Here is a 15862-nt window from a genome sequence, read left to right on the forward strand (position 1 = left end):
CGGACGGTGTTCAAGAACGAGGAAATGGAGATCAACCTGGGCCCGCAGCACCCGTCCACGCACGGTGTGCTCCGGGTGAAGCTGCGGCTCGATGGCGAGACCATCACGCACTGCCGGCCGATGATCGGCTACCTGCACCGGGGCGTCGAGAAGATCTGCGAGAACCAGAGCTTCTTCCAGGGCCAGGTCTGGACCGATCGCATGGACTACTGCTCCGCCGTGGCCAACAACCTGGGCTGGGCGGAGGCCAATGAGAAGCTGCTCGGCATCACCGTGCCGCGCCGCGCCCAGTACATCCGCACGCTGCTGAACGAATTCAACCGTCTGGCCTCGCACCTGATCTGGCTGGCGACGCACGCCCTCGACATCGGCGCGATGACGGTGTTCCTCTACGCCTTCCGCGAGCGCGAGGACATCCTCGACATCAACGAGGCCTTCTGCGGCTCCCGCCTCACCACCACGGCCTTCCGCATCGGCGGCCTGCGCGAGGACCTGCCTCCCGGCTTCGAGAAGCTGGTCCGGAAGTTCCTGGCCAAGTTCCCCACCTGCCTCGAGGAATACGAGAACCTGCTCACCGAGAACCGCATCTGGAAGAAGCGCACCATCGGCGTGGCCAAGCTCGGCGCCGAGGATGCCATCGCCATGGGCGTCACGGGCCCCGTGCTGCGCGCGGCCGGGGTGCCCTACGACATCCGCAAGGCCTTCCCCTATGCGGCCTACGGGGAGATGGACTTCGAGATCCCCACCCGCACCGAGGCGGACACCTACGCCCGGTACCTGGTCCGCATGGCCGAGATGCGCCAGAGCGCCCGCATCATCCAGCAGTGCATCGACGGACTCCCCGAAGGGCCCGTCATGGCCAAGCTCCCGAAGATCCTGAGGTCCGAGGTCAACGAGGTCTACCACGCCACGGAATCGCCCAAGGGCGAGATCGGGTACTACCTCGTGGGCGAGAAGGGCTCGCTGAACCCCTACCGGTTCCACGTGCGGGCTCCCGGGTTCATCAACCTCCAATCCCTGCCCAAGATGGCCGAGGGAGGCCTGATCGCCGACATCGTGGCGGCCATCGGCACCCTGGACATCGTGCTCGGCGAGATCGACCGCTAGCCGACGAGGATCCCAAGACATGCCGACTCCGACCCTCACCCAGTCCATCGTGATCACCCTCATCCAGTGCCTGCTGGTGGTGATCTTCGTCTTCGTCGTCGTCCCCCTCACGGTGTTCGCCGAGCGCAAGGTGCTCGGCCACCTCCAGCAGCGCCTAGGTTCCACCCGCGTGGCCAGCGGCCACATCGGTGTCACCGGCTGGATGAACCGCGGCATGTGGAAGTGGGGCCGTATTCCGGTCCTCTCGTACTGGCGCGGCATCCCCGGCCTCCTGGCCGATGTGCTGAAGCTGATCCTGAAGGAAGACATCATCCCCACGAAGGCCGACCGGTTCGTCTTCTTCCTCGCGCCCTCCATCAGCATGGTGTCCGCGGTGGTGGTGTTCGCCGCGATCTCCTTCGTGCCCGGCACCTTCTTCACCTTCCCGGTCTGGTTCCCCTTCGTGGGCGGCCTCCCGGTCTCCGGTGGGATCGCCGACATCAACGTGGGCCTGCTCTGGATCCTGGGCGTGGCGACCGTGGGGGTGTACGGCATCGTCCTGGCGGGCTGGTCCTCGAACTCCAAGTACCCCCTGCTGGGCGGCCTGCGCAGCGCGGCCCAGATGGTGAGCTATGAGGTCCCCCTGGCCCTCAGCCTCCTCGCGCCCGTGGTCCTCTCCGCCAGCCTGAATTTCGGCGAGATGTCCGCCCGCATGGCGACCGGGATGCCGTTCTGGGCCCTGGTGCCCCAGGTCATCGGCTTCCTGCTCTACCTGACCTGCGGCTTCGCCGAGACCAACCGCCTCCCCTTCGACATGCCCGAGGCCGAGAACGAGCTGGTGGCCGGCTTCCACACCGAGTATTCCGGCATGAAGTTCGGGTTCTTCTACCTGGCCGAGTACATCAACATGACCGTCGTGGCGGCCCTGGCCTCCGCCTTCTTCCTGGGCGGCCCCTGGCTCCTGCCCTTCGGCCTGCAGGGCCTGCTGATTCCCGCTTCCGTCCCGTTCATCGGACAGCCCCACGCCATCTTCTTCGTGGCCAAGATCGTCTTCCTGCTCTTCACCTACATCTGGGTCCGCGGGACCATCCCCCGCTACCGGTACGACCAGATCATGGCGGTGGGCTGGAAGTACCTGATCCCCATGGCGCTGATCAACCTGCTGCTGGCGGCCGCCATCCGCTGCTTCGCCGTCTAAGGGGCCGCCCATGAACAAGTTCCTGAGGACCCTCATCCCCACCGACATCGCCAAGGGCCTGTCCATCACGGGCAAGCACTTCAGCCAGGTGTTCTTCACGGCCAACCGGCGCAAGGTGCCGTTCCACATCGTCTCCGAGTACCCCGAGGTGCCCGTCAAGGTCCAGCCCCGCTACCGGGGCCGCCTGACGCTGCTCAAGGACGAGCAGGGCGAGATCAAGTGCGTCTGCTGCCTGGCCTGCGAGAAGATCTGCCCCACCCAGGTGATCACCATCGAGAAGGGCAAGAAGGAGGGGCGCAAGATGCCCTTCCCCGTGCGCTACGACTTCGAGATGGAGCGCTGCATCTTCTGCGAGTTCTGCGTGGAGAGCTGCGGATTCGATTCCATCATCCTCAACCACCAGTTCGAGCTGGCCTCCTACAACCGGGAGGATCTCTCCCTGGGCACCGAGGGGCTCGGCCAGAACATGTTCGTGCCCTCCCCCGTGGGCAAGTTCAGCGTGGCTGACGACTGATCCCATCCCTTCGCGCCTATCCAGAGGACGTCCCATGGAACATTTCATCGAAACGATCGGCCGGAACATGTTCGCCATCTTCGGCGTCATGGCCCTTGTCGGCGCCCTGCTCATGATCGCCTCCCGGAGCGCGATCCACAGCGTGCTGGGCTTCCTCTTCGCGATGCTGAGCATCGCGGGGTGCTTCCTCTCGCTCGAGGCCGAGTTCCTGGGCATGGCCCAGATCCTGGTCTACGCGGGCGGCATCGTGGTGCTCTTCCTCTTCGTGGTCATGCTCGTGGAGATGAGCAAGAAGAAGGAGGGCGAGGTCTTCCAGCTGCAGTCGCGCTACGCCGTGGTGGCTGTCGCGGTGGGCGCCGCGCTGTTCCTGACGGTGTTCCGCAAGGCGATCTTCGGTGTCGCCTCGCCGGAAGCCCTGGTCCTGCGGCCGGAGCTGGCCAGGGGGCTGGACGTGGCCCATCAGAACGCCCAGGCGGTGAGCCGCGGCCTCTTCGCGGACTACCTCCTGCCCTTCGAGATCCTCAGCGTGATCTTGCTGGTGGCCCTGGTGGGCGCCGTGGTGCTGGCCAAGACGGAGAGGGTGTGATGGTCAGCCTGAACGCGGTCCTCCTCATCTCCTTCCTGCTGTTCTCCATCGGCATCGCGGGTGTCCTGATCCGGCGCAACGCGCTGATCATTCTCATGTGCGTCGAGCTCATGCTCAACGCCGCCAACCTGAACTTCATCGCCTTCGCCCGCCACAACGGCTCGGTCGCCGGCCAGGCCTTCGCCCTGCTGGTGATGGGCTTCGCCGCTGCCGAAGTGGCCGTGGGTCTCGCGCTGGTGGTGGCCCTCTACCGCAAGCGCGACACCGTCCAGGTGGACGATATCAACCTGCTGAAGGGATGACGACGACCATGGAACATGCAATGACCGCCGCCTCCCATCCGAGCAGCTACCTCTGGCTGATCCCCTTCCTGCCCTTCTTCGGGTTCCTCATCAACGGCCTCAGTGGCCGGAAGCTGAAGAGCACCAAGGTCGTGGACTTCTTCGCTCTCGGCAGCGTGGGCCTGGCCTTCCTCCTCACGCTCTGGCATTTCGTCCAGCTCATCGGCCTGCCCGCCGATGGCCGCTCCCTCCACCAGAGCCTCTGGACCTGGTTCGACATCGGCGGCGCCCGGGTGCTGGGCGGGCTTACGACCTACAAGATCGAGTGGGCCTACAAGTTCGATGTGCTCAGTGGCTGCATGGCCCTGCTGGTGTCGGGCGCGGGCTTCCTCATCCACCTGTTCAGCACCGGCTACATGGCCGAGGAGCGGAACGACGGCCGCTACTACCGCTTCATGGCCTACCTGAACCTCTTCGTGTTCAGCATGCTGAACCTGGTGCTGGGTGCCAACATCCTGATGATGTTCCTGGGCTGGGAAGGGGTGGGCCTCTGCTCCTACCTGCTCATCGGCTTCTACTTCGAGAAGGAGTTCGCCGCCGTTGCCGGCAAGAAGGCCTTCGTCACGAACCGCATCGGCGACTTCGGCTTCATGCTCGGGTTCTTCCTGATCTTCCAGGTCTTCGGAACCCTCGACTACGACACGCTGATGGGCTCCGTCCGCGGGATCGCGACCATGCCGGCCATCACGCTCTACGGCCACACCGCGAGCCCCACCTGGTGGTTCAACCTCATCGGCTGCTGCCTCTTCGTGGGCGCCATGGGCAAGTCCGCGCAGATCCCCCTCTATGTGTGGCTGCCGGACGCCATGGCGGGCCCGACGCCCGTCAGCGCGCTGATCCACGCCGCCACCATGGTGACCAGCGGCCTCTACATGATCACGCGGCTGAACTTCATCTACGTGAACGCCCCCGTGGCGCTCGCGGTGGTGCTGGCCTTCGGTTCGCTCACGGCCTTCGTGGCCGCCACCATGGGCCTGGCCCAGTACGACATCAAGAAGGTGCTGGCCTACTCCACCGTGTCCCAGCTGGGCTTCATGTTCATGGGCATGGGCGCCGGGGCCTTCAGCGCAGGCATGTTCCACGTCTTCACCCACGCCTTCTTCAAGGCCAGCCTCTTCCTCGGTTCCGGCGCGGTCATCGCGGCCTGCCACCACGAGCAGGACATGCGCAACATGGGCGGCCTCAAGAAGCTGATGCCCATCACCGCCATGAGCATGATCCTGGCGACCTTCGCCATCGCCGGCATCTTCCCCTTCTCGGGCTTCTTCTCGAAGGACGAGATCCTCTGGAAGGTGTTCGAGGGCTGGTACCAGCACGGCCACTACACGGGCCCCACCCTGAACCTGGTGGCCTGGATCCTGGGCATGCTCGGAGCCTTCTGCACCGCCTTCTACATGACCCGCCTCATCGCCATGACCTTCTATGGCGAGTACCGCGGCGCGGGGAACGATCCCTACGGCCTGACGGTGCAGTCCGAGGCCCATCACGGCCACGACGACCATGGGCACGGCGACCACGGCCACGACGCGCATGGCCACCAGGCGAACGGCCTCCACGAGCTCGATCAGACGCATGCCCATCACGATGACGATCCGGAAGACCACGACATCGTGCCGGGGCATCACCCCCATGAGGTCTCCTGGCGCATGTGGCTGCCGGTGGCCATCCTGGCGGGTCTGGCGGTGGTCGGCGGCTTCCTGAACTACCCCGAGAGCCTGCACCGCGTCCTGCCCATCGTGCCGGCCGAGCTCTTCAGCAAGTGGATCGAGCCGCTGCTCTACCAGGTGGCGCCGGTCCATCACGGGGAGCACATCCCGCCTGCCATGGAATACGGCCTCATGGCCTGGGCGACCCTGGTCTGGGCCCCCGGCGCCATGCTGCTGGCCTGGTGGATCTACAAGGTGGATCCCAGCTGGAGCCGGGCCAAGGCCTTCGTGGCCCGCTTCCCGAACCTCTACCGCTGGGTGAACGCCAAGTACTACGTGGACGAGTTCTACGAGGCGGCCCTCATCGAGCCCATCAAGCGCTTCTCCGCCCAGCTCTGGAGCTTCGACACCTGGGTGGTGGACGGCATGGTGAACGGCGCCGCCCGCGTCACGATCATCTGGGCCGACCTGTCCCACTGGATCGACCAGAAGCTGGTGGACGGCGCGGTCAACCTCACGGCCTACATCATCCAGGAGACCAGCTCGGTCTTCCGGAGCCTGCAGAGCGGCCGCGTGCAGCACTACGCCTTCGTGATGTTCATCGGCTTCCTCGTCTTCGCCTTCTGGAAATTCCTCGCCTAGCCCTCATTGGTTGGAGTCCCCATGTTCACCGCAAACACGACACTGATGCTGGTGGCGACCTTCCTGCCCCTCCTGGGGGCACTGGTCCTGCTTCTCGTGCCCAAGGACCAGCGCCGGGTCTTCGAGATCGGCTCCCTGCTGGTGATGATCGTCAGCTTCCTGATGAGCGCCGTCTTCTGGTTCGGCTATGACCGGTCCAGCGACGCGGTCCAGTGGTTCAAGGCCTGGGACTGGATCCCCTCCCTCGGCGTGAAGTTCGCCGTGGGCATGGACGGCATCAGCCTCCTGCTCTGGCTGCTGACCACCTTCATCGGCCCCATCGCCATCGCCTGTTCCTTCAAGGCCATCGAGGATCGGCACAAGGAGTACTACATCTGGATGCTGGTTCTCCAGACGGCCATGCTCGGTGTGTTCATCACCCAGGACATGTTCCTGTTCTACCTGTTCTGGGAAGTGATGCTGGTGCCGATGTACTTCCTCATCGCCATCTGGGGCGGCCCCCAGAAGCTGTACGCCGCCATCAAGCTCTTCCTCTACACCCTGGCGGGCGGCGTGCTGATGCTGGTGGCGATCCTGGCCATCTACTTCCTGCAGCACAAGACCACGGGCGGCTACAACTTCTCCCTGGAGAGCTTCCAGGCCATGGCCCCGGTGATCGCCCAGCAGAGCAAGACCTACCAGATCCTGCTGGCCCTGGCCTTCTTCATCGGCTTCGCCATCAAGGTCCCGATGTTCCCCTTCCACACCTGGCTGCCGGACGCCCACGTGCAGGCGCCCACGGCCGGCTCCGTCATCCTGGCGGCCATCCTCCTGAAGATGGGCACCTACGGCTTTGTCCGGTTCCTGCTGCCCATCCTGCCCGGCGCCACCAAGGAGCTGATGCCCTGGTTCATCGCCCTGTCCCTCATCGGCATCATCTACGGCGCCCTGGTGGCCATGATCCAGAAGGACATGAAGAAGCTGGTGGCCTACTCCTCCGTGAGCCACCTGGGCCTCTGCATGCTGGGCCTCTTCGCCCTGAACCCCTACGGCATCAAGGGCGGCCTGTTCCAGATGATCAACCACGGCATCAGCACCAGCGGGCTCTTCCTCGCGGTGGGCATCGTCTATGAGCGCCGCCACACGCGCATGATCGCGGACTTCGGCGGCCTCTCGAAGAGCATGCCCGTCTACGCCACGGTCTTCATGATCATGACCATGAGCAGCCTGGGCCTGCCGCTGCTGAACGGGTTCATCGGCGAGGGCGTCATCCTCATGGGCTCCTTCCAGGCCTTCCCCTGGGCCGCGGTCGTGGCCACGCTGGGCATCATCCTCGGCGCTGCCTACCTGCTGTGGATGTACCAGCGCGTGATGTTCGGACCCATCACCGCCGTCAACGAGAAGATGGAGGACCTCAACCTCCGCGAGGTGCTCTACTTCGCGCCGCTGGTCATCGCCGCCTTCTGGATCGGCATGTATCCCAAGCCGGTCATGGACGTGATGGACGCTCCGGTGCGCAAGCTCGTGGAGCAGATCACCCCCGGCTACCACGCCGCCCAGTCCCTGGCCGCCCAGCAGGCCGCCGCCGCCAAGCTCGGCATGCAGGGCATGGCCGCTCCTGCCGCGCACCACGAGGCGGCTCCGGCTGGCCATGACGTGGTGCCCGCCGGCCATGAGGCTCCTGTCCACGAAGCTCCTGCCCACGGCGGAGGCCACTGATGACCGGCTTCGCGCAGGGGCTCCTGGGTGCGCTCCTCCGGGACACGCCCTACATCACGCCCCAACTCTTCCTGATGGTCGTGGCCACGCTCATGCTCTGGCCCGGCGACCTCTTCTTCAACCGGAACGAAAAGCACCGGTGGGCGCCCATCACCCTGGTGGTCCTTGCCGTCACCGCGGCCCTGATCGGCCGCACGCCGGACGGCGAGGGCTTCTCCCGCATGTTCCGCATGGATGGCTTCACCCGGGGCTTCCAGATGCTGTGCGTGCTGGGCGCCGCGGCCACCGTGGCCCTCAGCGTGAAGCTGCTCAACGGCCTCAAGCAGCAGACGGTGGAGTACTACGCCCTGATCCTGTTCTCCCTGGCGGGCATGCTCTTCCTCTGCGGTGCCTCCGACCTGATCTCCATGTATTTCAGTCTCGAGCTGATGGCCATCTGCATCTACATCCTGGTGGCCTACCTGCGGGACCGCGCCACCAGCGTGGAAGCCGGTGTGAAGTACTTCCTGCTGGGGGCCTTCTCCAGCGGCATCCTCGTCTACGGCATCAGCCTGCTCTACGGCGCCGCCGGCGGCACCACCACGAACCTGGCGGACCTGGACCGCGCCCTGGCGCTCACTCCGACCACCAGCAACCTGCTGGTCTTCTCCGGGGTGCTGATGGTGCTGATCGGCATGGCCTTCAAGGTGGCGGCCGTCCCCTTCCACATGTGGTCGCCGGATGCCTATGAGGGCGCCCCCACGCCCATCACCATGTTCATGGCCACGGCCCCCAAGGCCGCCGCCCTGGCCGCCTTCCTGCGCGTCTTCGGCTCGGGCCTCCACGGCGTGTCCAGCGACTGGGTGCTGCCCCTCTGCTACATCGCCGGGGCCAGCATGATCCTGGGCAACGTGACCGCCGTGAAGCAGGAGAGCATGAAGCGCCTGCTGGCCTACTCCAGCATCGCCCACGTGGGCTACATGCTGCTGGGCGTGCTCTCGGGCGATCCCAGGGCAGGGGCCCAGGCGGTGTGGCTCTACATGCTCATCTACATCGTGATGAACACCGGTGCCTTCGCCGTGGTGATCTACCTCCAGGGCAAGGGCGAGGGCGAGCGCATCGAGGACTTCAGGGGCCTGGGCCGCAAGCACCCCGTGCTGGGCTTCGCCATGATGATCTTCCTGCTGAGCCTGGCCGGGATCCCGCCCCTGGCGGGCTTCTTCGGCAAGTTCTACCTGTTCAAGCTGGCCATCGAGCAGGGCTTCGTCACCCTCACCACCATCGCGCTGCTCACCAGTGCCGTGGGTGCCTACTACTACCTGGGCGTGGTCGCGCAGATGTACTTCCGCGAGCCCGACGGCGAGCCCGTGGCGCCCATGGGTGCCACCTCCGTCTTCGTCGTGACCCTGGCCTGCGCCCTGGTCCTGGTGGCCACGGCCTTCGGCCCCTGGCTGGTGGATTGGGCCTCTAAAATCACGTGGGTGTAGGCCCCGGTCGTACACTGGGAGGCGCGGGGCGACCCGCGCCTTTTCTTTGGGGGATGATCGGTGATCTTCAGGCGCGGCGGGGACGCGGATCCCGGGGAGCGGGCCCTCTGGGGCGACCTCATGTCCATGGGCCTGACCTTCCCGCTCTGCATCGCCCTGGGGTTCTTCCTGGGGCGCTGGCTCGGCGGGCGGTTCGGGCATCCGGCCGTGGGGCAGTGGGTGGGCCTGGTCTGGGGCATTTCCGCGGCCTTCTGGGAGCTCTACAAGGTGAACCGGCGCATGGCGAAGCGGGATGCGGAGGAGCTGAAGCACCTCGATGACGGGAAGGGCCCCCATGAGTGATGACGGGAGCCTGGATGAGGGCGGGGACCACCTCCGCCGCGTGACCGAGGCGATGGTGGTCCTGGGGCTCCTGGGCGTCCCGCTCTGGGGCTTCCTGCGCTCCTGGACCGCCGCCCTGGCCTTCGGCGTGGGGGCCCTGGCCAGCCTGGCCTTCTGGACCCTCCACCGCCGTCTGACCGCCCGGATGCTGACGCCTTCGGTGCGCCGGAGGTGGCTCTACGGCTTCCTGTCCCTGGGCAAACTGGCGTTGATCGCGTTGGTGCTGCGTGGGATGATGGGGAGATACCCGGCGGAAGCCCTGCCGCTGGCCCTGGGAGTGCTTCTCTTCGTGGCCGGCATCCTCCTGGAAGCCGTGCGTCTCGTCTTCCAGAAACCTGAAGCCACACCGCCTGATTGAGGTCCGACCGAGATGGAACACCACGCATCGTTGCTCGCCCAGTGGCTCACCCAGGTGCTCCACCTGTCCCAGCACCCGTGGCCCGGCTTCGCCCATGGGGCGGCCCTGTCCGTCCTGGAGCGCTACGACCACCTGCTGAACGCGGCCCTGGCGGCCCTCGTGGCCATGCTCTTCACGGCCCTGGTGCGGAAGAACCTGGCCCGGATCCCCGGCCCCCTCCAGCAGATGTTCGAAGGCGTGGTCGAGTGGCTCAAGGGCATGATCAACGACAACATCGCCCACCACGGGGAGAAGCACCTGCCCTTCATCGGGACCATGGCGCTCTTCGTCTTCTTCAACAACCTCTTCGGCCTCCTCCCGGCCCTGAGCCCCGGCACCAGCAACTGGAACGTGACCCTGGGTGCGGCCCTGGTGGTGTTCGGCTACTACAACTTCCACGGGATGAAGGAGCAGGGAGCCGGTAAGTACTGGCTGCACTTCGCCGGGCCCATCTGGTGGCTGGCCCCGCTCATGTTCCCCCTGGAGATCCTGGGCCTGCTCAGCCGGATCCTCAGCCACTCGCTCCGTCTCTTCGGCAACATCGCCGGCGAGCACGTCGTGGCCGGCATCTTCTTCGGCCTCATGCCCCTGCTGCTGCCCGTGCCCATGATGTTCCTGGGCCTCTTCTTCGGACTCATCCAGACCTTCGTGTTCACGATGCTGGCCACCATCTACTTGAGTGGCGCCGTCTCCCACGAGCATTGATGAGTCATCAGCTGTCGGCTATCAGCTGTCAGCTACCACATAGCATTTCCAACCCCGGAGGGCGGGATTCCGAACCCCGCCCCCAGAACCCACGAGGTTTGCCATGAAGAAGTTCCTCACCACCGCCTTCCTGTTCACCCTGGCCGCCGTCGCCTTCGCGCAGGGCGCCCCCGCCGCCTCCAAGAGCCTCTTCGAAGGCCAGTTCACCGCCCACATCGCGCTTGCCATCGCCGCCGCCGGCTGCGGTCTGGCCCAGGGCAAGGCTGTGGTCGCCGCCTGCGAGGGCGTGGCCCGCAACCCCCAGGCCGCCGGCAACATCCGCACCACCATGATCATCGGTCTGGCCCTCATCGAGGCCCTCGTGATCTACGTGCTCGTCGCCGCCTTCGCCATCAAGTAGGGCGGAGTCGATGTTCAGCGGGGCGCCCCTTTTCCGGGCGCCCCGTTTTTTTATGATCCATTCTGAGGAATATCGGTAAAGATGCTGGACGTCATGCGCCACCATGCCCTGTTCCCCATGCCCCCGGAGGTCACCCAGGTGATCCTGGGCGGGGGGTCCCCCATCGACTTGGAGGGCCTGCGCATCCAGTCCCACGACGAGGCCTGGAACTTCGCCCTGAACTACGGCTACGACATGGGCATCCCTGCGCAGCGCGCCCATGTGCTGCGGGTCTACGAGGATGCCATCGACTTCCTCGAGGGGGTGGTCCTGGACGGGACGGACCTGCACGTTCCCAACGAGCTGAGGGGCCTGGAGGATCCCCTGGACCTTCTCGTCTGGGCCTCCGAGCGCCCCCGCACCCTGGACGGCCGTTGGTCCTGCGCCATCCTCCGCGTGATGCACACCCTCTTCCACGTGGACCACAACGTGAACCTGCGCTACCTCCCGGAGATCCAGCGCCAGGTCTTCAGCCGCTACGACCAGTTTCTCGTGTGCGAGGACGGCCGCTGGCTGCTCCGGGGCGCCTATGAGGTGCCGCTGGTGGCGGTGGAGCGCAAGGAGAACAAGGACCGGGTGTCCATGCTCCTCAAGATGCTGCACAAGCCCGAGAACGTGGCCGAGACCATCTATGACCAGATTGGCATCCGCTTCGTGGCCGAGGACCGCCTGGGCGTCCTCATGGCCATCCGCTTCCTCCTGGACCACCACGTGCTGATGCCCACCCACATCAAGCCCAGCCGGAGCCGGAACCTGATGATCGACCTGACGGCCCTGGCCGCCTGGACCGAGGCCCTGCCGCCCCTGTTCCAGATCCAGGACCTGAGCCCCGAGGAGCGGCAGGCGCTCAGCGCCACCCTGGCCCTCAAATCCGGCGGCATTGAACAAAACCCCTTTTCCAGCAAAGATTATTCAGCCATCCAGTTCACCGCCCGCACGCTGATCCGACTGCCGGGTCCGGGCGCGTCGGCCCTGGTGGCCCTCCAGGACCACCTCAGGGCCCTGGGGCACGGGGATCTGGCCGGCCTCGCCCGGATTCCAGAGTTGATCCAGGAACAGGAGGAGTTTACTTTCTTCTTCGCACATGAAGTCCAAGTGATGGAACAATCAGGGTTTCAAAGCTCACGATCTGGTCCGGCATCCCATTCGGAATACAAACAACGCCAGCGTGACGCTGCACGCCGGAGAGTGCTTCAGGGAATTCTTCAGGAGGAGCCATGCTGAACATCCAGACCCGCCAAGAGGGCACTGCTTCCGTGGTGTCGATCCAGGGCAAGGTCAACTTCGAGGTGACCGCCCAATTGCGGGATGTGATTAGGGAAACGGTGGCCACGGCCCAGCCCAAGCTCCTGGTGATCAACCTGGAGGGCGTGAGCTTCATCGACTCCTCGGGCCTGGGCCTGCTCGTCGCCGCCCGGAACAGCGTGGACAAGTCCGGCGGGAAGCTGCACCTGGCCTGCCTGCCCGCCCCCGTGAAGAAGACCTTCGACCAGACGAACCTCACCAACTACTTCTCTATCTTCGCCACCGAGCAGGACGCCCTCCGCGGCGCGTGACAGCCGGGAACGGCCTCCCCTGAAGGTTCTGCATGGCCAAGGGCGTAGTCCTGGTGGTGGATGATGAAGCGCCCATCCGGGATATCCTCAGCTTCTACCTCAAGCGGGCGGGCTACCAGGTCCTGACTGCGGGCCACGGCGTCGAGGCGCTCGGGGAGATGGGGCGGCTGAAGCCCGACCTCATCATCTCGGATCTGCGCATGCCGGAGATGTCCGGCGATGAGCTCTGCAAGCGGGTCAAGAGCGATCCCGCCACCCAGGACATCTACTTCATCATCCTGTCCGCCCTGGACGGCACGGCCTCGCGCATCGGCAGCCTGACCCTGGGCGCCGACGACATGATCCCCAAGCCCTTCCATGCCCAGGAGGTGCTGGCCAAGGTGGACTCCACCTTCCGCCTCATCGGGATGCAGAAGGAGATCAAGCGCCAGAACAAGGAACTGACAACCTTCCAGGAGCGCGTGCGCGAGGAGATGGAGCTCGCGGCGGCCCTCCAGATGGGCCTGCTGCCCAAGCTTCCCGGCGAGGGGGCGGGCGTGCACTACACCCACTGCTACCTTCCGGCCGCGGGCATCGGCGGGGACATCTACGCGGTCCTGCCGCTGGCGGATGGCGCCACGGCCATGATGATCGCGGACGTGAGCGGTCATGGCGTCACCGCTGCGCTCATCTCGGCCATGGTGAAGACCTCCTTCGAGAACCAGGTGCGGCTGGGCGGTGAGCCGCTGACCTGGGCCCTGGGGATGAACGAGGACCTCTGCCGCTCGACGCTGGCCGAGCAGTTCGCCACCGCCTGGCTGGGCCGCCTGGACCCCGCCGCGGATCGCATCTGCTATGTGGCGGCCGGGCACTGCGCGCCGCTGCGCATCGTGAAGGGCTCCCGGGGCGGACTTCAGCGGTCCGAGGTCCTGCGGGGCAAGGGCTTCATGCTGGGGCTGGACGCCCAGCTGCCGTTCATGGAGCACGAAGCGGAGTTCCTGCCCGAGGACCGCCTGGTGCTGTACACGGATGGCCTGGTGGAGGTGGAGCGCGAGGATCGCACCATGCTCGAGGAGGCGGGCCTGCGCCGCATCTGCGCGGAGCTCCCTGCCGGGGCCGAGGAGGCCGCGGCCTCCGTCATCGCCCAGGCCCGCGCCTTCAATGCCCCCGCGCCCTTCGTGGACGACGTGACCCTGGTGATCCTGGACCGGAAGGCCTAGATCTCCGCCAGGGTGGCCGCGATGCCGGCCTCCAGCTCTGTGAATGGGGCCGTGTAGCCGGCCGCCCGCAGGCTGCGCACGTCCGCCTGGGTGAAGCTCTGGTACTTGCCGTGCAGGGCCTCGGGGAAGGGGATGTACTCGATGCGCCCCTGGCCCAGGTGGGTGATGAGGGTCTGGGCGATGTCGTTGAAGCTACGGGCCTTCCCGGTGCCGGCGTTGACGATGCCCTTCGCCATGCCCCCCCCGCCGAAGTGCAGGTTGATGGCCACGACGTCGCCCACGAAGATGAAGTCCCGGTGCTGCTCGCCGTTGGCGTACCCCTCCGTGCCCTCGAAGAGGCGGCAGACGCCACCCTCCTTCAGCTGGCGCAGCAGCTGGTGGAGCACGGACATCATGCGGCCCTTGTGGTCCTCGCGCGGCCCGAAGACGTTGAAGTAGCGCAGGCCCACCACGGGGCTCTGGATGGCCGGCAGGAGGCTCCGCACGTGCTGGTCGAAGGCCAGCTTGGAGTAGCCGTACACGTTGAGGGGCCCCTCGTTGCGGGGCACGGGCTCGAAGTCGGTGCTGGCGCCGTAGGTGGCCGCGCTGCTGGCGTAGACCAGGGGGGCCTTCCGGGCCAGGCACCAGTGGAGCAGGGCCTTCGAATCACCGAAGTTGTTCTCCATCATGTAGCGGCCGTCGGTCTCCATGGTGTCGGAGCAGGCGCCGTTGTGGAACACGGCCTCGGGGCGCAGGTCCAGCGTCCCCGCGTCCAGGCGGGCCCGGAACTCCCGCTTGTCCATGTAGTCCGAGAGGGTCAGGTCCGCCAGGTTGCGCGCCTTCTCCGCCCGGGCCAGGTTGTCCACCACGAGGATGTCCGTGTGCCCGCGGCGGTTCAGCTCCCGCACCAGGTTGCTGCCCACGAATCCCGCGCCGCCCGTGACGATGAACATGCCCCACTCCTCTGCCGCATCCAGGATAACGGCTTCACCGTCGCCCAATTCATTGGCCGACGGCATAAGGGGCCATCACGGAGTGCTCTGGCTTTGCCAGGCACCCCGCAACAGCCCCTAACCGATGGCCTCTTCCGGTTCCGGCCGCTGGAGCCGCTTCAGCAGCCTCGGTCCCAGCTCGGCCACGAAGGTGGCGGCCAGGATCAGGAGGCCGCCCGCCAGCTGCACGGGGCCCAGGTGCTCCAGGACGCCCGGGACGACGCCGCTGACGGCGATGCCGGCCGTCCAGACGGGCTCCAGGCTGAACAGGATGGCGCTTTCCGTGGCGCCCAGGCGGGCCTGCATGGTGCTCTGCACGTAGAAGGCCAGCGTGGTGGCCAGCAGCCCCATGAAGCCGAGGGCGACCCAGGTCCCGCCCCGGGCGAGGGCCGCACTGGCCCCCTGGAAGCCGTGCGGCGCCGGCAGGGCGAGGGTGACGATCAGCGAGATGGCCCCGGTGACCGCCACCTGCATGAAGGCCAGCACCCACCCCGACGAGCGGCGGGAGAAGTGCGCCGTCATCACGATGTGGAACCCGCAGAGCACGGCCGCCAGCAGGGTCTCCGAATCGCCGCGGTTCCAGCCGCCCCAGGCCGCCCCGGGCTCGTGGACCAGCAGGGCGAGCCCTGTCAGGGCCACCAGGGCGGCCAGGCCGTGGGAGGGCCGCAGGCGGTCGCCCGCCAGCAGGGCCACCAGGGGCGTGAAGATCACATAGAGCCCCGTGATGAACCCGGACTTCGAGGTGGAGGTGAAGCGGAGGCCATCGGTCTGCAGCCAGAACAGCGTGGCCAGCACCAGTCCCAGCCAGAGGCCGTCCAGGGCATCCCGCCGCCGGACGGGCACCCGGAGCAGCAGCATCATCAGGCCCAGGCCCGCGGCGCCGATGGCGAACCGGAGGGTGAGCAGCGCTCCCACGGACAGGCCGGCCTGGAGGCAGTACTTGGTGGCGGGGAAGCCGCCTCCCCAGATGGCCGCAATGGCCGCCATGGCGAAGACGGCGAAGAGGTGGGACCTGCGGGACTCCGGCATCCTTCCAG

17 protein-coding genes are annotated in these 15862 nt (G+C 66.4%); 15 read left to right on the forward strand and 2 right to left on the reverse strand.

Annotated elements, in window-relative coordinates; translation table 11 throughout:
* Positions 1-6: 6 nt before the first annotated feature.
* From QSJ30_RS02380 to QSJ30_RS02450, 15 genes are all read left to right on the forward strand, one after another.
* Entirely contained in the window at positions 7-1107 is a 1101-nt protein-coding gene (locus QSJ30_RS02380) for an NADH-quinone oxidoreductase subunit D (protein ID WP_285606183.1), read from the forward strand.
* Positions 1108-1126: 19 nt separating this feature from the next.
* Positions 1127-2284 (forward strand): complex I subunit 1/NuoH family protein, encoded by a 1158-nt coding sequence (locus QSJ30_RS02385; RefSeq protein WP_285606184.1) that lies wholly within the window; start codon positions 1127-1129, stop codon positions 2282-2284.
* Between the two features lie 10 nt (positions 2285-2294).
* The gene (locus QSJ30_RS02390) at positions 2295-2798 is read left to right on the forward strand and encodes a NuoI/complex I 23 kDa subunit family protein (protein ID WP_285606185.1); all 504 of its coding nucleotides are present in this window, start codon (positions 2295-2297) and stop codon (positions 2796-2798) included.
* Between the two features lie 34 nt (positions 2799-2832).
* Positions 2833-3384 (forward strand): NADH-quinone oxidoreductase subunit J family protein, encoded by a 552-nt coding sequence (locus QSJ30_RS02395; protein ID WP_285606186.1) that lies wholly within the window; start codon positions 2833-2835, stop codon positions 3382-3384.
* Complete coding sequence (gene nuoK, locus QSJ30_RS02400) at positions 3384-3686, forward strand: NADH-quinone oxidoreductase subunit NuoK (RefSeq protein ID WP_026853022.1); 303 nt, start codon at positions 3384-3386, stop codon at positions 3684-3686. The genes QSJ30_RS02395 and nuoK overlap by 1 nt, the downstream gene beginning before the upstream one ends.
* Positions 3683-6013, forward strand: coding sequence for an NADH-quinone oxidoreductase subunit L (nuoL, locus tag QSJ30_RS02405; protein ID WP_285606187.1), 2331 nt, complete (start codon positions 3683-3685; stop codon positions 6011-6013). Before nuoK ends, nuoL begins: the two co-directional genes overlap by 4 nt.
* A gap of 21 nt (positions 6014-6034) precedes the next feature.
* Positions 6035-7711, forward strand: coding sequence for a complex I subunit 4 family protein (locus QSJ30_RS02410; RefSeq protein ID WP_285606188.1), 1677 nt, complete (start codon positions 6035-6037; stop codon positions 7709-7711).
* Positions 7711-9177, forward strand: coding sequence for an NADH-quinone oxidoreductase subunit N (locus QSJ30_RS02415; RefSeq protein WP_285606189.1), 1467 nt, complete (start codon positions 7711-7713; stop codon positions 9175-9177). The genes QSJ30_RS02410 and QSJ30_RS02415 overlap by 1 nt, the downstream gene beginning before the upstream one ends.
* A 60-nt stretch (positions 9178-9237) precedes the next feature.
* Positions 9238-9519 (forward strand): AtpZ/AtpI family protein, encoded by a 282-nt coding sequence (locus QSJ30_RS02420; RefSeq protein WP_285606190.1) that lies wholly within the window; start codon positions 9238-9240, stop codon positions 9517-9519.
* On the forward strand, positions 9512-9916 hold the full coding sequence (locus QSJ30_RS02425) for a hypothetical protein (RefSeq protein WP_285606191.1): 405 nt from the start codon (positions 9512-9514) through the stop codon (positions 9914-9916). Before QSJ30_RS02420 ends, QSJ30_RS02425 begins: the two co-directional genes overlap by 8 nt.
* Before the next feature lie 12 nt (positions 9917-9928).
* Positions 9929-10660: a F0F1 ATP synthase subunit A gene (gene atpB / locus QSJ30_RS02430; RefSeq protein WP_285606192.1), complete on the forward strand. Its 732-nt coding sequence runs from the start codon at positions 9929-9931 to the stop codon at positions 10658-10660.
* Positions 10661-10763: 103 nt separating this feature from the next.
* On the forward strand, positions 10764-11060 hold the full coding sequence (locus QSJ30_RS02435) for an ATP synthase F0 subunit C (protein WP_285606193.1): 297 nt from the start codon (positions 10764-10766) through the stop codon (positions 11058-11060).
* Between the two features lie 93 nt (positions 11061-11153).
* Positions 11154-12323 (forward strand): TIGR04552 family protein, encoded by a 1170-nt coding sequence (locus QSJ30_RS02440; RefSeq protein ID WP_285606194.1) that lies wholly within the window; start codon positions 11154-11156, stop codon positions 12321-12323.
* Positions 12317-12655 carry an anti-sigma factor antagonist gene (locus tag QSJ30_RS02445; protein ID WP_026853016.1) on the forward strand — a complete coding sequence of 113 codons (339 nt, stop codon included), beginning with the start codon at positions 12317-12319 and terminating at the stop codon, positions 12653-12655. Before QSJ30_RS02440 ends, QSJ30_RS02445 begins: the two co-directional genes overlap by 7 nt.
* Positions 12656-12687: 32 nt before the next feature.
* Positions 12688-13854, forward strand: coding sequence for a PP2C family protein-serine/threonine phosphatase (locus QSJ30_RS02450; protein WP_285606195.1), 1167 nt, complete (start codon positions 12688-12690; stop codon positions 13852-13854).
* On the opposite strand, the gene rfaD is transcribed toward QSJ30_RS02450, so the two are convergent.
* Both rfaD and QSJ30_RS02460 read right to left on the reverse strand, forming a co-directional pair.
* Positions 13851-14786 (reverse strand): ADP-glyceromanno-heptose 6-epimerase, encoded by a 936-nt coding sequence (gene rfaD, locus QSJ30_RS02455; protein WP_285606196.1) that lies wholly within the window; start codon positions 14784-14786, stop codon positions 13851-13853. The genes QSJ30_RS02450 and rfaD overlap by 4 nt on opposite strands.
* 117 nt (positions 14787-14903) lie before the next feature.
* Positions 14904-15854 (reverse strand): DMT family transporter, encoded by a 951-nt coding sequence (locus QSJ30_RS02460; protein WP_285606197.1) that lies wholly within the window; start codon positions 15852-15854, stop codon positions 14904-14906.
* Positions 15855-15862 lie beyond the last annotated feature (8 nt).

This window comes from Geothrix edaphica, from assembly GCF_030268045.1.
Classification (GTDB): Bacteria; Acidobacteriota; Holophagae; order Holophagales; family Holophagaceae; genus Geothrix; species Geothrix edaphica.

Excerpts from the sequence above, each read along its gene's own strand:
- nuoL (WP_285606187.1), top strand. The coding sequence starts at position 3,683 with ATGACGACGACCATGGAACATGCAATGACCGCCGCCTCCCATCCGAGC.
- QSJ30_RS02390 (WP_285606185.1), top strand. The coding sequence starts at position 2,295 with ATGAACAAGTTCCTGAGGACCCTCATCCCCACCGACATCGCCAAGGGC.
- rfaD (WP_285606196.1), bottom strand. The coding sequence starts at position 14,786 with ATGTTCATCGTCACGGGCGGCGCGGGATTCGTGGGCAGCAACCTGGTG.
- QSJ30_RS02440 (WP_285606194.1), top strand. The coding sequence starts at position 11,154 with ATGCGCCACCATGCCCTGTTCCCCATGCCCCCGGAGGTCACCCAGGTG.
- nuoK (WP_026853022.1), top strand. The coding sequence starts at position 3,384 with ATGGTCAGCCTGAACGCGGTCCTCCTCATCTCCTTCCTGCTGTTCTCC.
- QSJ30_RS02425 (WP_285606191.1), top strand. The coding sequence starts at position 9,512 with ATGAGTGATGACGGGAGCCTGGATGAGGGCGGGGACCACCTCCGCCGC.
- QSJ30_RS02460 (WP_285606197.1), bottom strand. The coding sequence starts at position 15,854 with ATGCCGGAGTCCCGCAGGTCCCACCTCTTCGCCGTCTTCGCCATGGCG.
- QSJ30_RS02415 (WP_285606189.1), top strand. The coding sequence starts at position 7,711 with ATGACCGGCTTCGCGCAGGGGCTCCTGGGTGCGCTCCTCCGGGACACG.
- QSJ30_RS02395 (WP_285606186.1), top strand. The coding sequence starts at position 2,833 with ATGGAACATTTCATCGAAACGATCGGCCGGAACATGTTCGCCATCTTC.
- QSJ30_RS02385 (WP_285606184.1), top strand. The coding sequence starts at position 1,127 with ATGCCGACTCCGACCCTCACCCAGTCCATCGTGATCACCCTCATCCAG.
- QSJ30_RS02410 (WP_285606188.1), top strand. The coding sequence starts at position 6,035 with ATGTTCACCGCAAACACGACACTGATGCTGGTGGCGACCTTCCTGCCC.
- QSJ30_RS02435 (WP_285606193.1), top strand. The coding sequence starts at position 10,764 with ATGAAGAAGTTCCTCACCACCGCCTTCCTGTTCACCCTGGCCGCCGTC.
- QSJ30_RS02445 (WP_026853016.1), top strand. The coding sequence starts at position 12,317 with ATGCTGAACATCCAGACCCGCCAAGAGGGCACTGCTTCCGTGGTGTCG.
- QSJ30_RS02450 (WP_285606195.1), top strand. The coding sequence starts at position 12,688 with ATGGCCAAGGGCGTAGTCCTGGTGGTGGATGATGAAGCGCCCATCCGG.
- atpB (WP_285606192.1), top strand. The coding sequence starts at position 9,929 with ATGGAACACCACGCATCGTTGCTCGCCCAGTGGCTCACCCAGGTGCTC.